Origin of the sequence: Pseudomonas sp. RL_5y_Pfl2_73 (genome assembly GCF_963970515.1) — a bacterium.
Taxonomy (GTDB): Bacteria; Pseudomonadota; Gammaproteobacteria; order Pseudomonadales; family Pseudomonadaceae; genus Aquipseudomonas.
Map to the genome: position 1 here is coordinate 43405 of NZ_CAXAPD010000021.1, position 22287 is coordinate 65691.

At 62.3% G+C, this 22287-nt stretch carries 22 protein-coding genes; 14 read left to right on the forward strand and 8 right to left on the reverse strand.

Annotation, left to right across the window (positions count from 1 at the left end; genetic code table 11):
* The 10 genes from nuoE to nuoN all read left to right on the forward strand — a co-directional run bounded on the left by nuoE (position 1) and on the right by nuoN (position 11982).
* Positions 1–498: an NADH-quinone oxidoreductase subunit NuoE gene (gene nuoE, locus AACY42_RS19795; protein ID WP_014337676.1), complete on the forward strand. Its 498-nt coding sequence runs from the start codon at positions 1–3 to the stop codon at positions 496–498.
* Positions 495–1850 (forward strand): NADH-quinone oxidoreductase subunit NuoF, encoded by a 1356-nt coding sequence (nuoF, locus tag AACY42_RS19800; protein ID WP_339481785.1) that lies wholly within the window; start codon positions 495–497, stop codon positions 1848–1850. Before nuoE ends, nuoF begins: the two co-directional genes overlap by 4 nt.
* 137 nt (positions 1851–1987) lie before the next feature.
* Positions 1988–4702, forward strand: a complete 2715-nt coding sequence (nuoG, locus tag AACY42_RS19805) for an NADH-quinone oxidoreductase subunit NuoG (protein ID WP_339481787.1) — start codon at positions 1988–1990, stop codon at positions 4700–4702.
* Positions 4699–5706 (forward strand): NADH-quinone oxidoreductase subunit NuoH, encoded by a 1008-nt coding sequence (nuoH, locus tag AACY42_RS19810; protein WP_014337673.1) that lies wholly within the window; start codon positions 4699–4701, stop codon positions 5704–5706. The genes nuoG and nuoH overlap by 4 nt, the downstream gene beginning before the upstream one ends.
* Positions 5707–5717: 11 nt before the next feature.
* The gene (nuoI, locus tag AACY42_RS19815; protein WP_003180051.1) at positions 5718–6266 is read left to right on the forward strand and encodes an NADH-quinone oxidoreductase subunit NuoI; all 549 of its coding nucleotides are present in this window, start codon (positions 5718–5720) and stop codon (positions 6264–6266) included.
* A 9-nt stretch (positions 6267–6275) separates the two neighbouring features.
* A complete protein-coding gene (gene nuoJ / locus AACY42_RS19820; RefSeq protein WP_003203382.1) occupies positions 6276–6776 on the forward strand; it encodes an NADH-quinone oxidoreductase subunit J in 501 nt (166 codons plus the stop codon).
* 4 nt (positions 6777–6780) lie between these two features.
* Positions 6781–7089 (forward strand): NADH-quinone oxidoreductase subunit NuoK, encoded by a 309-nt coding sequence (gene nuoK, locus AACY42_RS19825; protein ID WP_003180046.1) that lies wholly within the window; start codon positions 6781–6783, stop codon positions 7087–7089.
* Positions 7086–8939 carry an NADH-quinone oxidoreductase subunit L gene (gene nuoL, locus AACY42_RS19830; RefSeq protein ID WP_339481790.1) on the forward strand — a complete coding sequence of 618 codons (1854 nt, stop codon included), beginning with the start codon at positions 7086–7088 and terminating at the stop codon, positions 8937–8939. Before nuoK ends, nuoL begins: the two co-directional genes overlap by 4 nt.
* 39 nt (positions 8940–8978) lie before the next feature.
* Positions 8979–10511 (forward strand): NADH-quinone oxidoreductase subunit M, encoded by a 1533-nt coding sequence (nuoM, locus tag AACY42_RS19835; protein WP_339481792.1) that lies wholly within the window; start codon positions 8979–8981, stop codon positions 10509–10511.
* Between the two features lie 7 nt (positions 10512–10518).
* Positions 10519–11982, forward strand: a complete 1464-nt coding sequence (gene nuoN / locus AACY42_RS19840) for an NADH-quinone oxidoreductase subunit NuoN (RefSeq protein WP_339481793.1) — start codon at positions 10519–10521, stop codon at positions 11980–11982.
* Between the two features lie 136 nt (positions 11983–12118).
* Here nuoN and AACY42_RS19845 read toward each other — a convergent pair whose 3' ends face one another.
* Positions 12119–12586 (reverse strand): GNAT family N-acetyltransferase, encoded by a 468-nt coding sequence (locus tag AACY42_RS19845; RefSeq protein ID WP_339481794.1) that lies wholly within the window; start codon positions 12584–12586, stop codon positions 12119–12121.
* Between the two features lie 420 nt (positions 12587–13006).
* On the opposite strand from AACY42_RS19845, the gene AACY42_RS19850 reads away from it, so the two are divergent.
* The 4 genes from AACY42_RS19850 to AACY42_RS19865 all read left to right on the forward strand — a co-directional run bounded on the left by AACY42_RS19850 (position 13007) and on the right by AACY42_RS19865 (position 15401).
* Positions 13007–13279, forward strand: coding sequence for a CopG family ribbon-helix-helix protein (locus AACY42_RS19850; RefSeq protein ID WP_339481796.1), 273 nt, complete (start codon positions 13007–13009; stop codon positions 13277–13279).
* Positions 13279–13554: a type II toxin-antitoxin system RelE/ParE family toxin gene (locus AACY42_RS19855; RefSeq protein WP_339481798.1), complete on the forward strand. Its 276-nt coding sequence runs from the start codon at positions 13279–13281 to the stop codon at positions 13552–13554. The genes AACY42_RS19850 and AACY42_RS19855 overlap by 1 nt, the downstream gene beginning before the upstream one ends.
* Positions 13555–13617: 63 nt before the next feature.
* The gene (locus AACY42_RS19860; protein ID WP_339481800.1) at positions 13618–14727 is read left to right on the forward strand and encodes an NAD(P)/FAD-dependent oxidoreductase; all 1110 of its coding nucleotides are present in this window, start codon (positions 13618–13620) and stop codon (positions 14725–14727) included.
* A 197-nt stretch (positions 14728–14924) separates the two neighbouring features.
* On the forward strand, positions 14925–15401 hold the full coding sequence (locus AACY42_RS19865) for a hemerythrin domain-containing protein (RefSeq protein WP_339481802.1): 477 nt from the start codon (positions 14925–14927) through the stop codon (positions 15399–15401).
* 56 nt (positions 15402–15457) lie between these two features.
* Here the strand turns inward: AACY42_RS19865 and AACY42_RS19870 are convergent, their stop codons facing one another.
* The 7 genes from AACY42_RS19870 to AACY42_RS19900 form a co-directional block, all read right to left on the reverse strand.
* Positions 15458–16336 (reverse strand): LysR family transcriptional regulator, encoded by an 879-nt coding sequence (locus AACY42_RS19870; RefSeq protein WP_339481804.1) that lies wholly within the window; start codon positions 16334–16336, stop codon positions 15458–15460.
* 239 nt (positions 16337–16575) lie between these two features.
* Positions 16576–17205, reverse strand: a complete 630-nt coding sequence (gene ycaC, locus AACY42_RS19875; RefSeq protein WP_339481805.1) for an isochorismate family cysteine hydrolase YcaC — start codon at positions 17203–17205, stop codon at positions 16576–16578.
* Between the two features lie 147 nt (positions 17206–17352).
* The gene (locus AACY42_RS19880; RefSeq protein ID WP_339481806.1) at positions 17353–19191 is read right to left on the reverse strand and encodes an amidohydrolase; all 1839 of its coding nucleotides are present in this window, start codon (positions 19189–19191) and stop codon (positions 17353–17355) included.
* Positions 19192–19349: 158 nt separating this feature from the next.
* Positions 19350–19976, reverse strand: a complete 627-nt coding sequence (locus AACY42_RS19885; protein ID WP_339481807.1) for an antibiotic biosynthesis monooxygenase — start codon at positions 19974–19976, stop codon at positions 19350–19352.
* Positions 19969–20382, reverse strand: coding sequence for a DoxX family protein (locus AACY42_RS19890; protein WP_339481808.1), 414 nt, complete (start codon positions 20380–20382; stop codon positions 19969–19971). The genes AACY42_RS19885 and AACY42_RS19890 overlap by 8 nt, the downstream gene beginning before the upstream one ends.
* Entirely contained in the window at positions 20379–21326 is a 948-nt protein-coding gene (locus AACY42_RS19895) for a LysR family transcriptional regulator (RefSeq protein WP_339481809.1), read from the reverse strand. The genes AACY42_RS19890 and AACY42_RS19895 overlap by 4 nt, the downstream gene beginning before the upstream one ends.
* Before the next feature lie 130 nt (positions 21327–21456).
* Entirely contained in the window at positions 21457–22278 is an 822-nt protein-coding gene (locus AACY42_RS19900) for an alpha/beta fold hydrolase (RefSeq protein ID WP_339481810.1), read from the reverse strand.
* Positions 22279–22287: the final 9 nt, after the last annotated feature.

Here is a 22287-nt window from a genome sequence, read left to right on the forward strand (position 1 = left end):
ATGAACAGCACGCTTATCCAGACAGACCGTTTCGCCCTGAGCGAAACCGAGCGCTCGGCCATCGAGCACGAGCTGCATCACTACGAAGACCCGCGCGCGGCGTCGATCGAAGCCCTGAAGATCGTCCAGAAGGAACGTGGCTGGGTGCCTGACGGCGCGCTCTACGCCATCGGCGAGATCCTCGGCATCCCGGCCAGCGACGTCGAAGGCGTGGCCACCTTCTACAGCCAGATTTTCCGCCAGCCAGTGGGCCGTCACATCATTCGTGTCTGCGACAGCATGGTCTGCTACATCGGCGGCCACGAATCGGTGGTCGGCGAGATCCAGAGCAAGCTGGGCATCGGCCTGGGCCAGACCACCGCCGACGGCCGCTTCACCCTGCTGCCGGTGTGCTGCCTGGGCAACTGCGACAAGGCGCCAGCGCTGATGATCGACGACGACACCTTCGGTGACGTCCAGCCTGACGGCGTCGCCAAATTGCTGGAGGGCTACGTATGACCCTGACTTCCTTCGGGCCCGCCAACCGCATCCAGCGTTCGGCCGAAACCCATCCCCTGACCTGGCGCCTGCGTGACGACGGCGAAGCCGTATGGCTGGACGAGTACCAGGCCAAGAACGGCTACGCCGCCGCGCGCAAGGCGTTCAGCGACATGGCTCAGGACGACATCGTCCAGACCGTGAAAGACGCCGGCCTCAAGGGCCGTGGCGGCGCGGGCTTCCCCACGGGTGTGAAGTGGGGGCTGATGCCCAAGGACGAGTCCATCAACATCCGCTACCTGCTGTGCAACGCGGATGAAATGGAGCCCAACACCTGGAAGGACCGCATGCTGATGGAGCAACTGCCCCATCTGCTGATCGAAGGCATGCTGATCAGCGCCCGCGCGCTGAAAACCTACCGTGGCTATATCTTCCTGCGCGGCGAATACACCACCGCCGCCAAGCACCTGAACCGTGCCGTGGAAGAAGCCAAGGCCGCCGGCCTCTTGGGCAAGAACATCCTGGGCAGCGGTTTCGATTTCGAGCTGTTCGTCCACACCGGTGCCGGGCGCTACATCTGCGGTGAAGAAACCGCGCTGATCAACTCCCTGGAAGGCCGCCGCGCCAACCCACGCTCCAAGCCGCCCTTCCCTGCCGCCGTCGGCGTGTGGGGCAAGCCGACCTGCGTGAACAACGTCGAGACGCTGTGCAACGTGCCGGCGATCATCGCCGACGGCGTGGACTGGTACAAATCCCTGGCCCGCGACGGCAGCGAAGACATGGGCACCAAGCTCATGGGCTTCTCCGGCAAGGTCAAGAACCCTGGCCTGTGGGAACTGCCGTTCGGCGTCACCGGTCGCGAGCTGTTCGAAGACTACGCCGGCGGCATGCGCGATGGCTACACGCTCAAGTGCTGGCAGCCTGGCGGCGCCGGTACCGGGTTCCTGTTGCCGGAACACCTGGACGCCCAAATGTACGCCGGCGGCATCGCCAAGGTCGGCACCCGCATGGGTACCGGCCTGGCGATGGCGGTGGACGACAGCGTCAACATGGTGTCGCTGCTGCGCAACATGGAGCAGTTCTTCGCTCGCGAATCCTGCGGTTTCTGCACCCCTTGCCGTGATGGCTTGCCCTGGAGCGTCAAGCTGCTGATGGCCATCGAGAAAGGTGAGGGCCAACCCGGCGACATCGAGACCCTGCTGGGTCTGGTGGGTTTCCTCGGCCCAGGCAAGACCTTCTGTGCTCACGCACCGGGTGCCGTGGAGCCGTTGGGCAGCGCCATCAAATACTTCCGTCCAGAGTTCGAAGCCGGCATCGCGCCCATCAGCGCCGTCGTCCCGCCTCTGGCAAAGCCGATCGTAGTCGGCGCGTAAACGCTTAAAAAGGCGAAGGGTCCGTGCCCTTCGTCTTTTCGTGTGATGACGCCGTAAACGGCTGTGTTGATTCACGCGAATAACAAGATTCCATTAGCCACGCCCGCTGACACCGGGCCAACGAAGAACTTTGAACCATGGCCACTATCCACGTAGACGGCAAAGAGCTCGAAGTCGATGGCGCAGACAACCTGTTACAGGCATGTCTGTCGCTGGGCCTCGACATTCCTTATTTCTGCTGGCACCCCGCCCTTGGCAGCGTTGGCGCTTGTCGCCAGTGCGCGGTCAAGCAGTACACCGACGAAAACGACAAGCGTGGTCGGATCGTCATGTCCTGCATGACCCCCGCCACCGACGGCAGCTGGATCTCCATCGACGACGAAGAAGCGAAAGTGTTTCGCGCCAGCGTCGTCGAATGGCTGATGACCAACCACCCTCACGACTGCCCGGTCTGTGAGGAAGGCGGCCACTGCCACCTGCAAGACATGACGGTGATGACCGGCCACAACGAGCGCCGTTATCGCTTCACCAAGCGCACCCACCAGAACCAGCAACTGGGCCCGTTCATTTCCCACGAGATGAACCGCTGCATCGCCTGCTATCGCTGCGTGCGTTTCTACAAGGACTACGCCGGCGGCACCGACCTGGGTGTGTTCGGCGCCCACGACAACGTGTACTTCGGTCGCGTTGAAGACGGCACCCTGGAAAGCGAGTTCTCCGGCAACCTCACCGAGGTCTGCCCGACCGGTGTGTTCACCGACAAGACCCACTCCGAACGCTACAACCGCAAGTGGGACATGCAGTTCTCGCCGAGCATCTGCCATGGCTGCTCCAGCGGTTGCAACATCTCCCCGGGCGAGCGCTACGGTGAACTGCGTCGCATCGAAAACCGCTTCAACGGTTCGGTGAACCAGTACTTCCTGTGTGACCGTGGCCGCTTCGGCTATGGCTACGTCAACCGCAAGGATCGTCCACGTCAGCCGCTGCTGGCAAACGGCGCCAAGCTGAGCCTGGACCAAGCGCTGGACAAGGCCGCCGAGCTGCTGCGCGGGCGCAACATCGTCGGCATCGGTTCGCCACGGGCCAGCCTGGAAAGCAACTACGCACTGCGTGAACTGGTCGGCGCCGAGCACTTCTACAGTGGCATCGAAGCCGGTGAGCTGGAACGCATCCGCCTGGTGCTGCAAGTGCTCAAAGACAGCCCGCTGCCCGTGCCGAACATGCGCGACATCGAAGACCACGACGCGGTATTCGTCCTTGGCGAAGACCTGACCCAGACCGCCGCCCGCATGGCCCTGGCCCTGCGCCAGTCGGTCAAGGGCAAGGCCGAAGACATGGCCGACGCCATGCGCGTCCAGCCGTGGCTCGACGCTGCCGTGAAGAACATCGGCCAGCACGCGCTGAACCCGCTGTTCATCGCCAGCCTCGCTGAAACCAAGCTCGACGACGTGGCCGAAGAATGCGTCCACGCCGCCCCTGACGACCTGGCCCGCATCGGTTTCGCCGTGGCCCACGCCCTGGACGCCAGTGCCCCAGCCGTCGAAGGCCTGGACAGCGAAGCGGCCGCCCTGGCCCAACGCATCGCCGACGCCCTGCTGGCGGCCAAGCGTCCATTGATCATCGCCGGTACCTCCTTGGGTTCCAAGGCGCTGATCGAAGCCGCGGCCAACATCGCCAAGGCCTTGAAGCTGCGCGAGAAGAACGGTTCCATCAGCCTGATCGTGCCGGAAGCCAACAGCCTCGGCCTGGCCATGCTCGGCGGCGAATCGGTGGACGCCGCACTGCAAGCGGTGATCGACGGCAGCGCCGACGCCATCGTGGTGCTGGAAAACGACCTGTACACCCGCACCGACAAGGCCCGGGTGGACGCCGCCCTGAACGCCGCGAAAGTGCTGATTGTCGCCGACCATCAGAAAACCGCCACCACCGACCGCGCCCACCTGGCGCTGCCGGCGGCGAGCTTCGCCGAAGGCGACGGTACGCTGGTCAGCCAGGAAGGTCGCGCCCAGCGCTTCTTCCAGGTCTTCGACCCGACTTACCTGGACGCCAGCATCCTGGTCCACGAAGGCTGGCGCTGGCTGCATGCCCTGCGCGCCACCCTGCTGGACCAGCCGATCGACTGGACGCAACTGGACCACGTTACCGCCGCCGTCGCTTCGAGCAGCCAGCAACTGGCCGCCATCGTCGACGCCGCACCGTCCGCCGCGTTCCGCATCAAAGGCCTGAAGCTGGCGCGCGAACCGCTGCGCTACTCCGGTCGCACCGCCATGCGCGCTGACATCAGCGTTCACGAACCGCGCACCTCCCAGGACAACGACACCGCGTTCTCGTTCTCCATGGAAGGTTACTCGGGCTCCGCCGAACCGCGCTCGCAAGTGCCGTTCGCCTGGTCGCCGGGCTGGAACTCGCCGCAAGCCTGGAACAAGTTCCAGGACGAAGTCGGTGGTCACCTGCGTGCCGGTGACCCGGGCACCCGCCTGATCGAAAGCCAAGGCGATGGCCTGAGCTGGTTCGCCAGCGTACCGCGCGCCTTCAACCCGGCACCGGGCACCTGGCAGGTCGTGCCGTTCCATCACCTGTTCGGCAGCGAAGAGAACTCTTCCAAGGCCGCACCGGTGCAGGAACGCATCCCGGCCGCCTACGTGTCGCTGGCCAAGTCCGAAGCCGACCGCCTGGGCGTCAACGACGGTGCCCTGCTGAGCCTGAACGTGGCCGGCCAGACCTTGCGTCTGCCGCTGCGCATCAATGAAGAACTGGGCGCCGGCCTGGTGGCCCTGCCGGCCGGCCTGGAAGGCATCCCGCCAGCGATTTTCGGCAAAACCGTCGACGGTCTGCAGGAGGCAGCGCTATGAGCTGGTTCACCCCTGAAGTGATCGCTGTGATCCTGACGGTCCTCAAGGCCATCGTGATTCTGCTGGCCGTGGTGGTCGCAGGCGCACTGTTGAGCTTCGTCGAACGTCGCCTGCTGGGCTGGTGGCAGGACCGCTACGGTCCGAACCGCGTCGGCCCGTACGGCATGTTCCAGATCGCCGCCGACATGATCAAGATGTTCTTCAAGGAAGACTGGACGCCGCCGTTTGCCGACAAGGTGATCTTCACCCTGGCACCGGTGGTGGCCATGAGCGCCTTGCTGATCGCCTTCGCGATCATCCCGATCACCCCGACCTGGGGTGTGGCGGACCTGAACATCGGCCTGCTGTTCTTCTTCGCCATGGCCGGCCTGTCGGTGTACGCGGTGCTGTTCGCCGGCTGGTCGAGCAACAACAAGTTCGCCCTGCTGGGCAGCCTGCGGGCCTCGGCCCAGACCGTGTCCTACGAAGTGTTCATGGGCCTGGCGCTCATGGGCATCGTGATCCAGGCCGGCTCGTTCAACATGCGCGACATCGTCGAGTACCAGGCCCAGAACCTGTGGTTCATCATTCCGCAGTTCTTCGGTTTCTGTACCTTCTTCATCGCTGGCGTGGCCGTGACTCACCGTCACCCCTTCGACCAGCCGGAAGCGGAGCAGGAACTGGCCGACGGTTACCACATTGAATACGCCGGCATGAAATGGGGCATGTTCTTCGTCGGTGAATACATCGGCATCATCCTGATCTCGGCGCTGCTGGTAACGCTGTTCTTCGGTGGCTGGCACGGTCCGTTCGGCATCCTGCCGCAACTTTCCTTCGTCTGGTTCGCCCTGAAGACCGCGTTCTTCATCATGCTGTTCGTCCTGTTGCGCGCCTCGATCCCGCGCCCACGCTACGACCAGGTGATGGACTTCAGCTGGAAATTCTGCCTGCCGCTGACCCTGATCAACATGCTGGTGACCGCTGCGATCGTTTTGATGAACGCGCCTGCGGCCGCGGTTCAGTGAGGATTTGACCCATGTTCAAATATATTGGCGACATCGTTAAGGGTACCGGTACCCAACTGCGAAGCCTGGTCATGATCTTCGGCCATGGCTTTCGCAAGCGCGACACCCTGCAATACCCGGAAGAGCCGGTCTACCTGGCACCGCGCTATCGTGGCCGCATCGTCCTGACCCGCGACCCCGACGGCGAAGAGCGTTGCGTGGCTTGCAACCTGTGCGCCGTGGCATGCCCGGTGGGTTGCATCTCGTTGCAGAAAGCTGAAACCGAAGACGGTCGCTGGTACCCGGACTTCTTCCGCATCAACTTCTCGCGCTGCATTTTCTGCGGCCTCTGCGAGGAAGCCTGCCCGACCACCGCTATCCAGCTCACGCCGGATTTTGAAATGGCCGAGTTCAAACGTCAGGACCTGGTGTACGAGAAAGAAGATCTGCTGATTTCCGGTCCCGGTAAAAACCCTGATTACAACTTCTATCGTGTTGCAGGTATGGCCATTGCCGGTAAGCCAAAAGGCGCCGCGCAGAACGAAGCCGAACCGATCAACGTGAAGAGCTTGCTGCCTTAAGGAAGAAAGATGGAATTCGCTTTCTATTTCGCATCGGGTATCGCGGTGGTGTCCACGCTTCGTGTGGTCACCAACACCAACCCTGTGCACGCCCTGCTCTACCTGATCATTTCGCTGATCGCCGTGGCCATGACCTTCTTCGCCCTCGGTGCACCGTTCGCCGGTGCCCTGGAAGTGATCGCCTACGCCGGCGCCATCATGGTGCTGTTCGTGTTCGTGGTGATGATGCTCAACCTCGGCCCGGCCGCGGTCCAGCAGGAACGCTCCTGGCTCAAGCCTGGCATCTGGGCGGGACCGGTGATCCTGTCCGCCCTGCTGCTGGGTGAACTGCTGTATGTCCTGTTCGCTCATCAGAGCGGCCAGGCCATCGGCCACACCACCGTAGACGCCAAGGCCGTGGGCATCAGCCTGTTCGGTCCGTACCTGCTGGTGGTCGAACTCGCCTCGATGTTGCTGCTTGCCGCAGCCGTCACGGCGTTCCATTTGGGCCGTAACGAGGCGAAGGAGTAATCACATGCCTGCTATCCCTCTCGAGCATGGTCTGGCGGTTGCCGGCATCCTGTTCTGCCTCGGTCTGGTTGGCCTGATGGTCCGCCGCAACATTCTGTTCGTGCTGATGAGCCTGGAGGTCATGATGAATGCCTCCGCCCTGGCTTTCATCGTCGCGGGCGCTCGCTGGGCGCAGCCGGATGGACAGATCATGTTCATCCTGGTGATCAGCCTGGCAGCCGCCGAGGCCAGTATCGGCCTGGCGATCCTGTTGCAGTTGTATCGCCGCTTCCACACTCTCGATATCGACGCTGCCAGCGAGATGCGCGGATGAACCTACTCTTTCTGACTTTCGTATTCCCCCTCATTGGTTTCCTGCTGCTGTCGTTCTCTCGTGGACGCTGGTCGGAAAATCTTTCGGCACTGGTTGGCGTGGGTTCCATCGGCCTGTCTGCCATCGTCACGGCCTACGTGATCTGGCAATTCAACGTCGCCCCACCGGAAGGTGGCAGGTACGTGCAGGTGCTGTGGCAGTGGATGGCCGTTGAAGGCTTCACACCGAACTTCGCCCTCTACCTGGACGGCCTGTCCATCACCATGCTCGGCGTGGTGGTCGGCGTGGGTTTCCTGATCCACCTGTTCGCCTCCTGGTACATGCGCGGTGAAGCCGGTTATTCGCGTTTCTTCGCCTACACCAACCTGTTCATCGCTAGCATGCTGTTCCTGGTGCTCGGCGATAACCTGTTGTTCCTGTACTTCGGCTGGGAAGGCGTGGGCCTGTGCTCGTACCTGTTGATCGGTTTCTACTACAGCAACCGCAACAACGGGAATGCCGCACTCAAGGCGTTCATCGTCACCCGGATCGGCGACGTGTTCATGGCCATCGGCCTGTTCATCCTGTTCCAGCAACTGGGCACGCTGAACATCCAGGAACTGCTGGTCAAGGCACCCGAGCACTTCAAGGTCGGTGACTTCTGGATCGTCCTGGCGACCCTGATGCTGCTGGGCGGCGCCGTCGGTAAATCCGCGCAACTGCCGCTGCAAACCTGGTTGGCGGACGCGATGGCCGGCCCTACCCCGGTCTCGGCACTGATCCACGCCGCGACCATGGTGACCGCCGGTGTCTACCTGATCGCCCGTACCCACGGCCTGTTCGCCCTGGCGCCGGACATCCTGCACCTGGTCGGCATCGTCGGCGGCGTGACCCTGGTACTGGCCGGTTTTGCCGCCCTGGTACAGACCGACATCAAGCGCATCCTCGCCTACTCGACCATGAGCCAGATCGGCTACATGTTCCTGGCCCTGGGCGTTGGTGCCTGGGAAGGCGCGATCTTCCACCTGATGACCCATGCCTTCTTCAAGGCGCTGCTGTTCCTTGCTTCCGGTGCGGTGATCGTTGCCTGCCACCACGAGCAGAACATCTTCAAGATGGGCGGCCTGTGGAAGAAACTGCCGTTGGCCTACGCCAGTTTCATCGTCGGCGGCGCGGCCCTGGCGGCCCTGCCATTGGTCACCGCCGGTTTCTACTCCAAGGACGAGATCCTCTGGGAAGCGTTCGCCAGCGGTAACCAGGCGCTGCTCTATGCCGGCCTGGTGGGTGCGTTCATGACCTCGCTGTACACCTTCCGCCTAATCTTCATCGCGTTCCATGGTGAAGCCAAGACCGAAGCCCATGCCGGCCACGGCATTGCTCACTGGCTGCCACTGTCGGTGCTGATCGTGCTGTCGACCTTCGTCGGCGCCTTGATCACCCCACCGCTGGCCGATGTGCTGCCGCAAAGCGTCGGCCATGCCGGCGGCGAAGCCAAGCACAGCCTGGAAATCGCCTCGGGCGCCATTGCCCTGTCGGGTATCCTGCTGGCCGCCCTGCTGTTCCTGGGCAAGCGTCGTTTCGTCACGGCGATCGCCAACAGCGGCATCGGGCGATTCCTTTCGGCCTGGTGGTTCGCCGCCTGGGGCTTCGACTGGATCTACGACAAACTGTTCGTCAAGCCATACCTTGCGATCAGCCACATTCTGCGCAAAGACCCGCTCGACCAGACCATTGGCCTGATCCCGCGCATGGCCAAGGGCGGCCACACTGCCCTGAGCCGTACCGAGACCGGTCAACTGCGTTGGTATGCGGCTTCCATGGCGGCTGGCGCCGTGCTGGTTATCGGCGCCATCGTGCTGGTAGCGGTCTGATATGAACCTTGCGAACTTGCGAAAGGAAACGAGCCCGTCATGATTCTGCCCTGGCTAATCCTGATCCCCTTCATCGGCGGCCTGCTGTGCTGGATCGCGGAGCGCTCCAGCTCCACGCTCCCGCGCTGGATTGCGCTGCTGACCATGTCCCTGGAACTCGCGCTCGGCCTCTGGCTGTGGGCGACCGGCGACTATTCATTTGCACCGGCCCCTGGTGCCGATCCGACCTGGGCGCTTGAGTTCAAGCACATCTGGATCGAACGCTTCGGTATCAGCGTGCACCTGGCCCTCGACGGCCTGTCGCTGCTGATGATCCTGCTGACCGGCCTGCTGGGTATCCTCTCGGTACTCTGCTCCTGGAAAGAGATCCAGCGTCACGTCGGTTTCTTCCACCTGAACCTGATGTGGATCCTGGGCGGCGTGATCGGCGTGTTCCTGGCGCTGGACCTGTTCATGTTCTTCTTCTTCTGGGAAATGATGCTGGTGCCGATGTACTTCCTCATCGCGCTCTGGGGTCACAGTTCTTCGGACGGCAAGAAAACCCGGATCTACGCGGCGACCAAGTTCTTCATCTTCACCCAGGCTTCCGGCCTGATCATGCTGGTGGCGATCCTTGGTCTGGTGCTGGTCAACTTCAACAACACCGGCGTGATTACCTTCAACTACGCCGACCTGTTGAAAGTGCAGATGTCCAAGACCACCGAGTACGTGCTGATGCTCGGCTTCTTCATCGCCTTCGCGGTGAAGCTGCCGGTGGTGCCGTTCCACTCCTGGTTGCCCGACGCTCACGCCCAGGCGCCGACCGCAGGTTCCGTGGACCTGGCGGGTATCTTGCTCAAGACCGCGGCCTATGGCCTGCTGCGCTTTGCCCTGCCGCTGTTCCCCAACGCTTCGGCCGAGTTCGCGCCGATCGCCATGACCCTGGGCCTGATCGGGATTTTCTACGGTGCGTTCCTGGCGTTCGCCCAGACCGACATCAAGCGCCTGATCGCGTTCTCCAGCGTTTCGCACATGGGCTTCGTGCTGATCGGGATCTACTCCGGCAGCCAGCTCGCCCTGCAAGGCGCGGTGATCCAGATGCTGGCTCACGGCCTGTCGGCTGCGGCGCTGTTTATCCTCAGCGGTCAGTTGTACGAACGCCTGCACACCCGGGACATGCGTGAGATGGGCGGCATCTGGTCGCGTATCGCCTACCTGCCGGCCATCAGCCTGTTCTTCGCCGCCGCGTCCCTGGGCCTGCCAGGCACTGGCAACTTCGTCGGCGAGTTCCTGATCCTGATCGGCACGTTCGCCAGCGCTCCATGGATCACCGCCATCGCCACCTCCGGCCTGGTGTTCGGTTCGGTCTACTCGCTGATCATGATCCACCGTGCCTACTTCGGCCCAACCAAGTCGGACGAAGTGCTGCGTGGCATGGACGGTCGCGAACTGATCATGGTGCTTGGTCTTGCGGTGCTGCTGGTTTACCTCGGCGTTTTCCCGCAACCGTTCCTCGACACCTCTGCCGCCACGATGCATGGCGTGCAGCAGTGGCTCGGCACCGCCTTCTCTCAACTCGCTTCGGCCCGGTAAGAGCGCTATGGAATTCACGATTCAACACTTTATCGCGCTTGCGCCGCTGTTGATCACCAGCGCCACGATCATCGTGGTGATGCTGGCGATCGCCTGGCGGCGCAATCACTCACAAACCTTCCTGCTGTCGGTGGCGGGGCTGAACCTGGCCTTGCTGTCGATTTTGCCGGCCCTGAAAGTCGCGCCCCTGGCGGTCACCCCGCTGATACAGATCGACAGCTTCGCCTGCCTGTACATGGCGCTGATCCTGGTCGCCACCCTGGCCTGCGTCACCCTCGCCCACGCCTACCTCGGCGATGGCGGTTCGGGTTACCCGGGCAACCGCGAAGAACTGTACCTGCTGATCCTGATGGCCGCCGCCGGTGGCCTGGTCCTGGTCAGCGCGCAGCACCTGGCTAGCCTGTTCATCGGCCTGGAACTGCTGTCGGTACCGGTCTACGGCCTGGTGGCTTACGCCTTCTTCAACAAACGCTCCCTGGAAGCAGGCATCAAATACATGGTGCTGTCGGCAGCCGGTTCGGCGTTCCTGTTGTTCGGCATGGCCTTGCTCTACGCCGAAGCCGGCACCCTGAGTTTCGTTGGCATTGGCCAGGCCCTGGCGGCCACCGGCCTGCCTAGCCCGATCGCGCAACTGGGTCTGGGCATGATGCTGATCGGCCTGGCGTTCAAGCTGTCGCTGGTACCGTTCCACCTCTGGACCCCGGACGTCTACGAAGGCGCCCCGGCGCCAGTGGCGGCGTTCCTGGCCACCGCGTCGAAAGTGGCGGTGTTCGCGGTCATGGTGCGTCTGTTCCAGATCTCGCCAGTGGCCAGCAGCGGTGTGCTGAGCAACGTACTGACCATCATCGCCATCGCGTCGATCCTGTTCGGTAACCTGCTGGCACTGACCCAGAGCAACCTCAAGCGTCTGCTGGGTTACTCGTCCATCGCCCACTTCGGCTACCTGCTGATCGCCCTGATCGCCAGCAAGGGCCTGGCCATGGAAGCCATCGGCGTGTACCTGGTCACCTACGTGATCACCAGCCTCGGGGCGTTCGGCGTGATCACCCTGATGTCCTCGCCGTACAACGGCCGCGACGCCGACGCCCTGTACGAATACCGCGGCCTGTTCTGGCGCCGTCCGTACCTGACCGCCGTGCTGACCGTGATGATGCTGTCCCTGGCCGGCATCCCACTGACCGCCGGCTTCATCGGCAAGTTCTACATCATCGCCAGCGGCGTCGAGGCCCACCAATGGTGGCTGGTCGGCTCCCTGGTGCTGGGCAGTGCCATCGGCGTGTTCTACTACCTGCGCGTCATGGTCACCCTGTACCTGATGGAACCGAACCTGCGTCGCCACGACGCCGAGTTGCACTGGGAACAGAAGGCAGGCGGCGTGATGCTGCTGGCCATCGCCGCACTGGCGTTCTTCCTCGGTGTGTACCCGCAGCCGTTGCTGACCCTGGTTCAGCAGGCTGGCTTGACGGGCTGATCGTGTAGCGGTAGCTCGTAGAAAACAGAAACGGCACCTTTGGGTGCCGTTTTTGCGTTTGGGGCATGATGGGTTTTCAGAACCCCGTGATCGCAGCCTTTCTTGCTCCAGTTCTTATGCGATCAATCAAACCTTCCTATAAAAGCCTCTTCACCATGGGAACACATGCCAGTTGAAGCCCCGAAGGGGATTGGTAAATCGCAGGCGCCTCACCCACGAAACCGCAGCGTCGGTAAAAGTCAGCCGCATTCAAAGTCGCATCAAGCTTGACTTCCTCCAGGCCCAACTCCCGCGCCAGGCATTCGAGGTAATCCAGGACTCTCCTACCGATACCTCGCTGCATAAAGTCAGGATGCACAAAGATCGCGCCGATTTCGCTGTTCTCCAGGTCAAGCATTCCTGTCGCCACCGCCTCTCCATCAATACAACCCAGATAGAAGTGCTTCTCCATCAGCGTGTCATAGCCATCCTCGGCCGCACCAGCTGTCCAGGCTAATAGCTGCGCCTGGGTATAGGCGCCGATGCATTGATGCCGGATCGCTAGAAGGCGAATGTCGAATGCTGTCTGGGAATCGCTGTGGCTGGCTCGTCTAATCTCGAACATTTCATTCTCCGTCAGCCATGTTCGGACGGAGAACTGAAAAGCCCCGTCCATCTCTGGCGGGGCTTGGGGGTAACACGTCAAATTCTATGCACGCATGACCTCATGGCCCGCCAGAGGCGGTCATGGAGGAACACATCATGTTCATTCGGCGTATGTAAATCATGGTCGGATAGTGCTGAGGATGGCCAGACAAGTCAATCTCGAGGCGGCTTTGCGGAACCTGCGCATGTTCCGACATGCTTTTGAGTATCCGGAGCTGTTACGAACGGAGTGCTTGACGCTTCACCATTATTCAATATGATTAATTCTTAATCATTTCGCTGAATATAGATTCGGTATTATTCACCGATAGTAAGTAGCCCCGGAAGCGGTTGCTCAGAAGACTGGCTTGTACTGCCAATTGCCTAAGAGAAATCCACCATGACAACCACCGCGAAAACCCGGTCGGTCACAGCTCACGTCCCGGTGCACCTGGCCGAAAAAGTCGACCTGATGGCCGAGCGCCTTGAGCGCTCCAGGAACTGGATCGTCAAACAAGCGCTATCTGCCTGGATCGAGCAGGAGGAGGAGCGAAGCCGCCTGACCCATGAGGCCTTGGCCGATGTTGACGCTGGCCGAGTGATTGACCACCAGGCTGTCCAGGCTTGGGCCGATAGTCTCAGCAACGACGCCCCGTTGCCGGTACCGCGCTGATGGAGTTGAAGTGGACCAGCAAGGCGCTTTCCGACATTGCTCAACTTTATGAATTTCTGGCGTCGGTGAATCAACCCGCGGCCGCGCGAACAGTGCAACAACTCACGGCCGCGCCAACCTCTCTGCTGGCTAACCCGCGCATTGGTGAACGCCTGGAAGAGTTCGAACCTCGAGACGTACGCAGAATCCAAGTGGGGCGCTACGAAATGCGCTATGAAATAGCCGGTTCCACCCTTTTCCTGCTACGCCTGTGGCACACACGTGAGGATCGATGACTTGGGCTCGAGCGGACTGACTGCCGTCACGCAGAATCTTTTTTTATTCGACGTCCGGCAGGGATGAGCGTCGATATCGAATGCGTGGTGGTCGGCGCAGGCGTCGTTGGCCTTGCCGTGGCACGGGAAATGGCCCGAGCCGGTCATGAAGTGCTGCTGATCGAAGCCGCCGACGCCATCGGCATGGGCATCAGTTCGCGCAACTCCGAAGTCATCCACGCGGGCATCTATTATCCGTCGGGCAGTCTCAAGGCGCAGCTGTGCGTCGAAGGCCGGCACCGGCTGTACACCTATTGTGAAAGCCACGGCGTCGCCACCCGCCGGCTCGGCAAGTTGATCGTTGCCACGGATCAGGCGCAGGTGGCCGGACTCGAAACACTGCTCGAGCGGGGCTTGATGAACGGCGTGGACGACCTGCGCCTGCTCGACCACGAACAGGCGCAGGCTTTGGAACCGGCCCTGGCCTGTGTCGCTGCGCTGTATTCGCCTTCCACCGGTATCGTCGATTCCCATGCTCTGATGCTGGCCTTGCTGGGTGACGCCGAAGCGGCCGGGGCGGACATTGTTTTCCACACGCCTTTACTGGGCTCTCGCGTCATCACTGGGGGGTTCATGCTGGAATTGGGCGGCACGGCGCAGATGACCCTGTCCTGTCGCCTGCTGATCAACGCCGCCGGCCTCCAGGCGCCCGCCCTCGCCCGCTGCATCGAAGGCCTGGAGATGCAATCGGTGCCCGAGGACTTTTTGTGCAAGGGCAACTACTTCAGCCTCACCGGGCGGGCACCGTTCCGGCACTTGGTCTATCCCGCCCCGGAAGCCGCCGGCCTGGGCATCCACATGACGCTGGACCTGGCCGGCCAGGCGCGTTTCGGGCCGGACACCGAGTGGGTCGAGTCCGAGGACTACCGAGTGGATCCGGCCCGGGCCGAAGCGTTTTACCCGGCGATCCGCAATTATTGGCCGGGCCTGCCGGACCAGAGCCTGCAACCGGCCTACAGCGGCATCCGCCCGAAGATCTCTGCCCCCGGCGAACCGGCCCGCGACTTTGTCATCAGCAGCGAGGCCGAACACCGGGTGCCAGGGTTGATCAACCTGCTCGGGATCGAATCGCCAGGGCTGACGTCCTGCCTGGCAATCGCCAGTCGGGTCCGACAACAGATCGAAAGTCTCTAGTCACCCGCGCAAAGTGCAACGCGTTTTGCACCCCGCTCATGCAGCCTGCACGACGCCGGACATTATTAGCGTCTCAACTGATTGTTTTTAAAGGGTTTTAAATCGATCCCCGGCTGGCACAGCTGATGCAATTCAGCACCTACGCGGCGTCGGCGCTTGAAGCCTGCCCGCATCCGTGTATTGCCGAGGAGCTACTTATGAATGCCATCGATCTGCTGAAAGCCGACCACGAACGCGTCAAAGCCATCCTGACTCAACTGAGCGAGTCGACCGAACGCGCCGTGAAAAAACGCACCGACCTGTTGGCGAAACTGGAAATGGAAATTTCCATTCACACCCGCCTGGAAGAAGAAATTCTGTATCCGGCTTTCAAGCAGGCCGGTGGCAAGGACGAGGCCGAAATGTATTACGAGGCCAAGGAAGAACACCGTACCGTCGACTCGCTGGTGCTGCCGGACCTGAAAGCCACCGATCCAACCCAGCCAGAATTCGCCGGCCGGGTGAAAGTGGTCAAGGAACTGCTTGAGCACCACATCGAGGAAGAAGAAAAGGAAATGTTCCCCCACGCGAAAAAACTGCTGGGCAAGGCAAAACTGGACACCTTGGGTGCAGACATGGAAACCATGAAAGCGCAGTACAAGAAAGAACTGAGCAGCGCCAACCTCGCCGCCTGATCAAAGCGCCGTAGCGGCTTCAGCCGTCATGTGACGGCTGAAGGCGTTGCGGCGCTTTATTGCATTTGTTCACGCAAGAATTCCACCAATGCCTGCACCGGGCGTGCACTTTGGCGATGCTGTGGATACACCGCCGACAGCGCCAGCGGTTCGGTCTCGAAGCCTTCAAGGACCTTGATCAGCCGCCCATCCTTCAAGGCATCGCCGAGGATGAAAGCGGGCAGATAGGTGATGCCCATGCCGGCAATGGCCGCATCCCTGAGCAAATCCCCGTTATTAGCGCGCATGCGCCCCGTGACCTCCAGGGTCAACGGTTTGCTGGCCCCCACGAAACGCCACTGCACCTGACGGCTGTGACCATAGGGCAAGCAGTCGTGATTGCGCAGGTCTTCAGGCCGCGCGGGTGTGCCTTTTTGCGCCAGGTAGCTGGGACTGGCGCAGTACACCCGCTCGATGGTCGCGATGCGCCGGGCAATCAGCGTCGAATCCTCCAGCACACCGATGCGCAGCGCCAGGTCGTAGCCCTCCCCCAGCAGGTCCACCGAGCGATCACTCAGGTCCACCTCGACGCTGACGCCCGGATAGCGTTGCAGAAACAGCGGAAGCAGACTGCCCAGGTGCGCCACGGCGAAGGACAGCGGTGCGCTGAGGCGAAGGGTGCCGCGGGGCTCGCTGGTCTGGCCGCTGATACCCTGCTCCACCTGTTCGACGTCATTGAGCAGGCGCAGCGCCGCCTCGTAATAGCGCTGGCCCAGGGGGGTGACGTCCAGCCGCCGGGTCGAGCGATTGAGCAGGCGCACGCCCAGGCGTTGTTCCAGTTCCATCAGCTTGCGGCTGACAAACTGCTTGGACAGCCCCAGTTTTTCCGCCGCAGCGGTGAAACTGCCCGACTCCATGACCTGGGCAAAGATGCGCATTTCTTCGAAGGGGTTCATTGTCATTCCTGGGGTGGACAGTCAGGCGTTTCTGTCGGCCATTGTGGTTGAGCTAAGACAGATTTGGAAGGTGTGGAATGTGCCACCGTCATCGCGAGCAAGCTTTGCTCCCACATTGGATCTGTGGGAAAAACGGTGGGAGCAAAGCTTGCTCGCGATAGCGGTGGCACAACTTGCGAGGCGTTAATGCCAAACACGAAAACGCCCGCACAAGGCGGGCGTCGTTCAGCATGAACCGCTTACTTGGCCGTCAGCGCCGAGTAGCTGTTCATCAGGTTTCGGTAGTTCGGAATGCGCTGGGACAGCAGGTTGCCCAGGCCTTCGATGTCGTTGCGCCAGTCGCGGTGCAGCTCACAGGCCACCGAGAACCAGTTCATCATCTGCGCGCCGGCAGCGGTCATGCGGACCCAGGCGGCCTGTTGCACGGTTTCGTTGAACGTGCCCGAAGCGTCGGTCACCACGAACACGTCAAAACCTTCAGCCAGCGCCGACAGGGTCGGGAACGCCACGCAGACATCGGTGACCACGCCGGCGATGATCAGTTGCTTGCGGCCGGTGGCCTTGATCGCCTTGACGAAATCTTCGTTGTCCCAGGCATTGATCTGGCCTGGACGCGGGATGTAAGGCGCATCCGGGAACATTTCCTTGAGTTCCGGCACGATCGGGCCGTTGGGGCCTTGTTCGAAGCTGGTGGTCAGGATGGTCGGCAGTTCGAAGAACTTCGCCAGATCGGCCAAGGCCAGCACATTGTTCTTGAACTCGTTAGGCGAGAAGTCCTGGACCAGGGAAATCAGGCCGGTCTGGTGATCGACCAGCAGGACGACCGCGTCGTCTTTGTTCAGACGGTTGTAGGTGGGAACGTTGCTCATGGGATGACTCCTTTGGGATGGATGTATTGAAAACCAATGTGGGAGCGAGCCTGCTCGCGATGACGGTGTGTCAGCTTGCGGCGATGTCGGATGTGCCGACGCCTTCGCGAGCAGGCTCGCTCCCACAGGGGAGAAACGGTGCGTTAGTCAGAAGGCAAAGCAGGAACAACCAAACGCGCCCCAGAACCCCTGGAAGTCGCTGACCGGGACGTTCGACAGTCGCGCCCGTTCATGGCTATGAGAATGCACCGTGCACGGACCGCTGCACTGGTGGACCTGGGCCTGCAACGGTGACGTCGGGCGCCAGTGGCCAGGGACCTTGACCACCGGCGACCAGTCGGGCAGTACCGGGACACTGGCCGGTCCGAGTTTTTCGAAGTCGCCGGCGGCGTACACCACCTTGCCATCGACCACGGTCAGCACCGACTCGATCCACTTGATGGCTTCTTCCTCGACGCTGAAAAAGTCCGCGCTCAGGGCCGCCAGGTCTGCCAGTTGGCCAACCTTGATCAACCCCTTCTTGCCCTGCTCCGACGAGAACCAGGCACTGCCGTGGGTGAATAATTCCAACGCGGTCAGGCGCGGCAGGCCTTCTTCGTGCAACGACAGGCCACCGACGGTGCGACCGCTGACCATCCAGTACAAGGAGGTCCAGGGGTTGTAGCTGGAGACGCGGGTGGCGTCGGTGCCGGCGCCCACCGGCACGCCTTCGGCGAGCATGCGCTTGATCGGCGGCGTGGCTTCGGCGGCCTTGGCGCCGTAGCGATCGACGAAGTATTCACCCTGGAAAGCCATGCGATCCTGGATCGCAATCCCGCCGCCCAGCGCCCGCACACGCTCGATGTTCTTCGGTGTGATGGTCTCGGCGTGATCGAAGAACCAAGGCAGGCCGTTGAATGGGATGTCGCGGTTAACCTTCTCGAACACGTCGAGCATGCGGCTGATGGACTCGTCATAGGTGGCATGCAGACGGAACGGCCAGCGCTGCTCCACCAGGTGCCGGACCACCGGCTCCAGGTCCTGCTCCATGCCCGGCGGCAGGTCCGGACGCGGCTCCAGGAAGTCCTCGAAATCCGCTGCCGAGAACACCAGCATTTCCCCGGCGCCGTTGTGCCGCAGGAAATCATCGCCCTGGTGCAACTTGACGCTGCCGGTCCAGTTCTTGAAGTCGCTGAGTTCTTCCTTGGGCTTCTGGGTGAACAGGTTGTAGGCGATGCGCACCGTCAACTGCTGCTCGCGGGCCAACTGCTCGATGACCGCGTAGTCGTCCGGGTAGTTCTGGAAGCCGCCACCGGCATCGATGGCACTGGTCAGGCCCAGGCGATTGAGTTCACGCATGAATTGGCGGGTGGAGTTGACCTGGTATTCCAGCGGCAGCTTTGGTCCCTTGGCCAGCGTCGAGTAAAGGATCATCGCGTTGGGCCGCGCCACCAGCATGCCGGTGGGCTCGCCCTTGCTGTCACGCACGATCTCGCCACCCGGCGGGTTCGGCGTGTCACGGGTGTAGCCGGCCACCCGCAGCGCGGCACGGTTGAGCAAGGCACGGTCATACAGGTGCAACACAAACACTGGCGTATCGGGAGCCGCCTGGTTGAGTTCTTCCAGGGTCGGCATGCGTTTTTCGGCGAACTGGAATTCGTTCCAGCCCCCCACCACGCGCACCCATTGTGGCGTTGGCGTGCGGTCGGCCTGGTCCTTGAGCATGCGCAAGGCATCGGCCAGGGACGGCACGCCCTCCCAGCGCAGCTCCAGGTTGTAGTTCAGGCCGCCGCGGATCAGGTGCAAGTGCGAGTCGTTGAGCCCGGGGATGACGGTGCGGCCCTTGAGGTCGATGACCTGGGTGCCGCTGCCACGCAAGGCCATGGCCTCGGCGTCGGTGCCGACCGCGACAAAGCGCCCCTGGCTGATAGCGACCGCGCTGGCGCGGGGCTTTTCACGGTCGACGGTATGGAACTGGCCATTGAACAGAATCAGATCGGCGTTCATCGGTTTTTCCTTCAACAATGGATATGCGGACAAATCCGTGGCGAGGGAGCTTGCTCCCGCTGGGCTGCGAAACGGCCCCCAAAAAGAGCGGACGCTACGCGTCCAGCGGGAGCAAGCTCCCTCGCCACACAGTGCTTGTCACAAAAGTTCGGCGCTGCTTAGGGCTCCAGGTGTTCATGGGCCTTGGACGCTTCCAGCCACGGCGCGAACAGCCGGGTCGCCAGCGGCATGCACACGTACACCACCGAGAGCACGATGGTTACGGTGATCAGAAACGTGGCGACCACGTAGTTGGACAGAAACGCGTTGAGTTGCAGCAACGGGCCCCAGATCAGCGGCACCAGCAAGGTATGCGGCAGGATGACCAGCAGCGTCACCACCGATTGTTTCCAGCGCGGCGGTGGCGTGGCGGCATCGGCCAGCGGGGCGAACCAGAACTCCTTGTGGGAACCGACCTCAATCTGATCGCCGTCGGCCAACAGTGGCGCGGCCTCGGTCACTAATTCGCGCCGCTCGGGGGAGTCCAGCCAGCGCTGCATGGCCTCGGTGGAGCGAAAACGCAGCACGCAAGTAAACAGCGACAACCCATCCAACTTGCCCCGGACCACATCGACGCCCAGGTGCCCCGGCCACTGACCGGCCACAGTCACGATGCGCCGCAACCAGGCCTCGTAGGCATCGTTCTGTCCAACCTTGATCCGGTGCTTGACCACCAAGGTGACGATTTCATCGAAACCGGGCACTGCCGGGCTTGCGGTGGATTCCAGAGCTTTGGATTCAGACATGACGAAGCACTCCATCAAAACGCGTGTTCAGCACCAGGCGTCCAGGGCCGGCAATGAACACGCTGGTAAATACAATCAGCAGTAACCAGCCAAACTGGCCTTCTTCCAGGCTCCACTGCGGGTGCACCACCAGCAGCGCCACGGCCAGCAGAAACAGGATCGGCAGGCACGCCAGGCGCACCAGCACACCGGCCATGATCAGCAGCGGACACAGCACCTCGGCGAAAATCGCCAGGATCAGGGTCGGCGCCGCGCCCAAGTGAAACGGGTCTTCGATGCGGCTCAGCTCGATGCTGTAGTGCAACAGCTTCGGCAGCCCATGGACCCACAGCAGGAACAGCCCGCCGCTCAGGCGCAGGAACAACAAGCCCAGGTCCTGCAACGGGCGCTCATCGGTCAGGCTCATCGGTGGGCTCCGTCCGGGGCGGCCGAGGCAGCGGCCGGCAATGGTTGGGACATATGGCTGGCAATGCGCGAGCGCAGCCAGCGCTCGGCCGGGTCGTTGTCATGCACACCGCTCCAGACCATCGACAGTTCCGCGGCATTGATCTCGAACGGCGGGTCCTCGGCGCGCAGCGCGCAGCCTTCCACCAGCGCGCAGGCGGCATAGTCGGGCACGGTGGCGATCAACTCGGTGCCGGCCAGCAAGGCCCGCAGCCCACTGAATTGCGGCACCGCCAGCACCACTTTGCGGGTCCGGCCGATGCGGGCCAGGTCCAGGTCGATGTTGCCGCTCAGGTCGCCCGAGAACGAGACCATGGCGTGGGGCCGCGAACAGTATTCATCCAGGGTCAAGGGCCCCGGGCGCTTATCGCCACGCAAGACTTTGCAAGGAATGTCCCGCAGTTTCTTGCGCTTGGCATTGGCCGGCAGATCGGTGGTGTAGCTGACTCCGACGCTGATTTCACCACTGGCCAGCAGCGACGACATCAGCAGGAAGTTGGCCCGGCGCACCACCACGATGATCCCCGGCGCTTCATCGCGCAGTTGGCTCAGCAGCGGTGGAAACAGGCCGAACTCGGCATCGTCGGACAGACCGATGCGAAACACGTCGCAACTGGTGGACGGATCGAACGCCTTGGCCCGGCTGACCGCGCCAGAGATGGTGTCCATGGCCGGTTGCAGCTCTTGCAGGATCGCCAGGGCCCGCGGCGTCGGCTCCATGCCGCGACCGTGGCGGATCAGCAACGGATCATCGAACAGATCCCGCAACCGCCCCAGCGCCGCGCTCACCGCCGGCTGGCCCATGAACAGCTTTTCGGCGACGCGGGTCAGGTTTTTCTCGAACATCAGCGCCTCGAAGATCACCAGCAGGTTCATGTCGAGACGGCGTAAATCATTGCGGTTCATGGGTGTGAGGTCCCGTTTTAACTGTGGGAGCGAGCCTGCTCGCGATGGCGGTGGGTCAGCTTGCATTCATATCTACTGTCCTGACGCCTTCGCGAGCAGGCTCGCTCCCACAGGTCTTAGCTTGCTTGCGTCAACCCTGGATGAACGCCAGCAGGTCCGCGTTCAGGCGGTCCTTGTGGGTGTCGGTCAGGCCGTGAGGTGCGCCGGGGTAGACCAGCAACTGCGAGTTCTTGAGCAATTTGGCGGCAGCGATGCCAGCTGTTTCGATGGGGACCACCTGATCGTCATCGCCATGGACCACCAGGGTCGGCACGTCGATATTGCGCAGGTCTTCGGAAAGATCGGTCTCCGAGAACGCCTTGATGCAGTCGTAGGTGTTCTTGTGGCCGGCGACCATGCCCTGCATCCAGAACCAGTCGATCATGCCTTGGGACACCTTGGCGCCCGGGCGGTTGGCACCGAAAAATGCGCTGGCCACGTCTTTGTATAGCTGAGAACGGTCGGCCAGGGAGGCCTGGCGGAAGCCGTCGAAGACTTCCACCGGCAAACCGCCGGGGTTGGCCGGGGTCTTGAGCATCAGCGGCGTCACCGCCGAAATCAGCCCGAGCTTGGCGACACGGCCAGCGCCATGGCGGCCGATATAGCGCGCCACTTCGCCACCGCCGGTGGAGAAGCCGAGCAACACCGCGTCCTTCAAGTCCAGGCGCTCGATCAGCTCGGCCAGGTCATCGGCGTAGGTGTCCATGTCGTTGCCGTCCCAAGGCTGGCTGGAGCGCCCGTGCCCACGGCGGTCATGGGCGACCACCCGGTAGCCATTGGACGCCAGGAACATCATCTGCGCCTCCCAACTGTCCGAGTTCAACGGCCAGCCGTGGCTGAAGACCACCGGTTGACCACTGCCCCAATCCTTGTAGTAAATCTCGGTGCCGTCGCGGGTGATGAAAGTGCTCATGACATGACT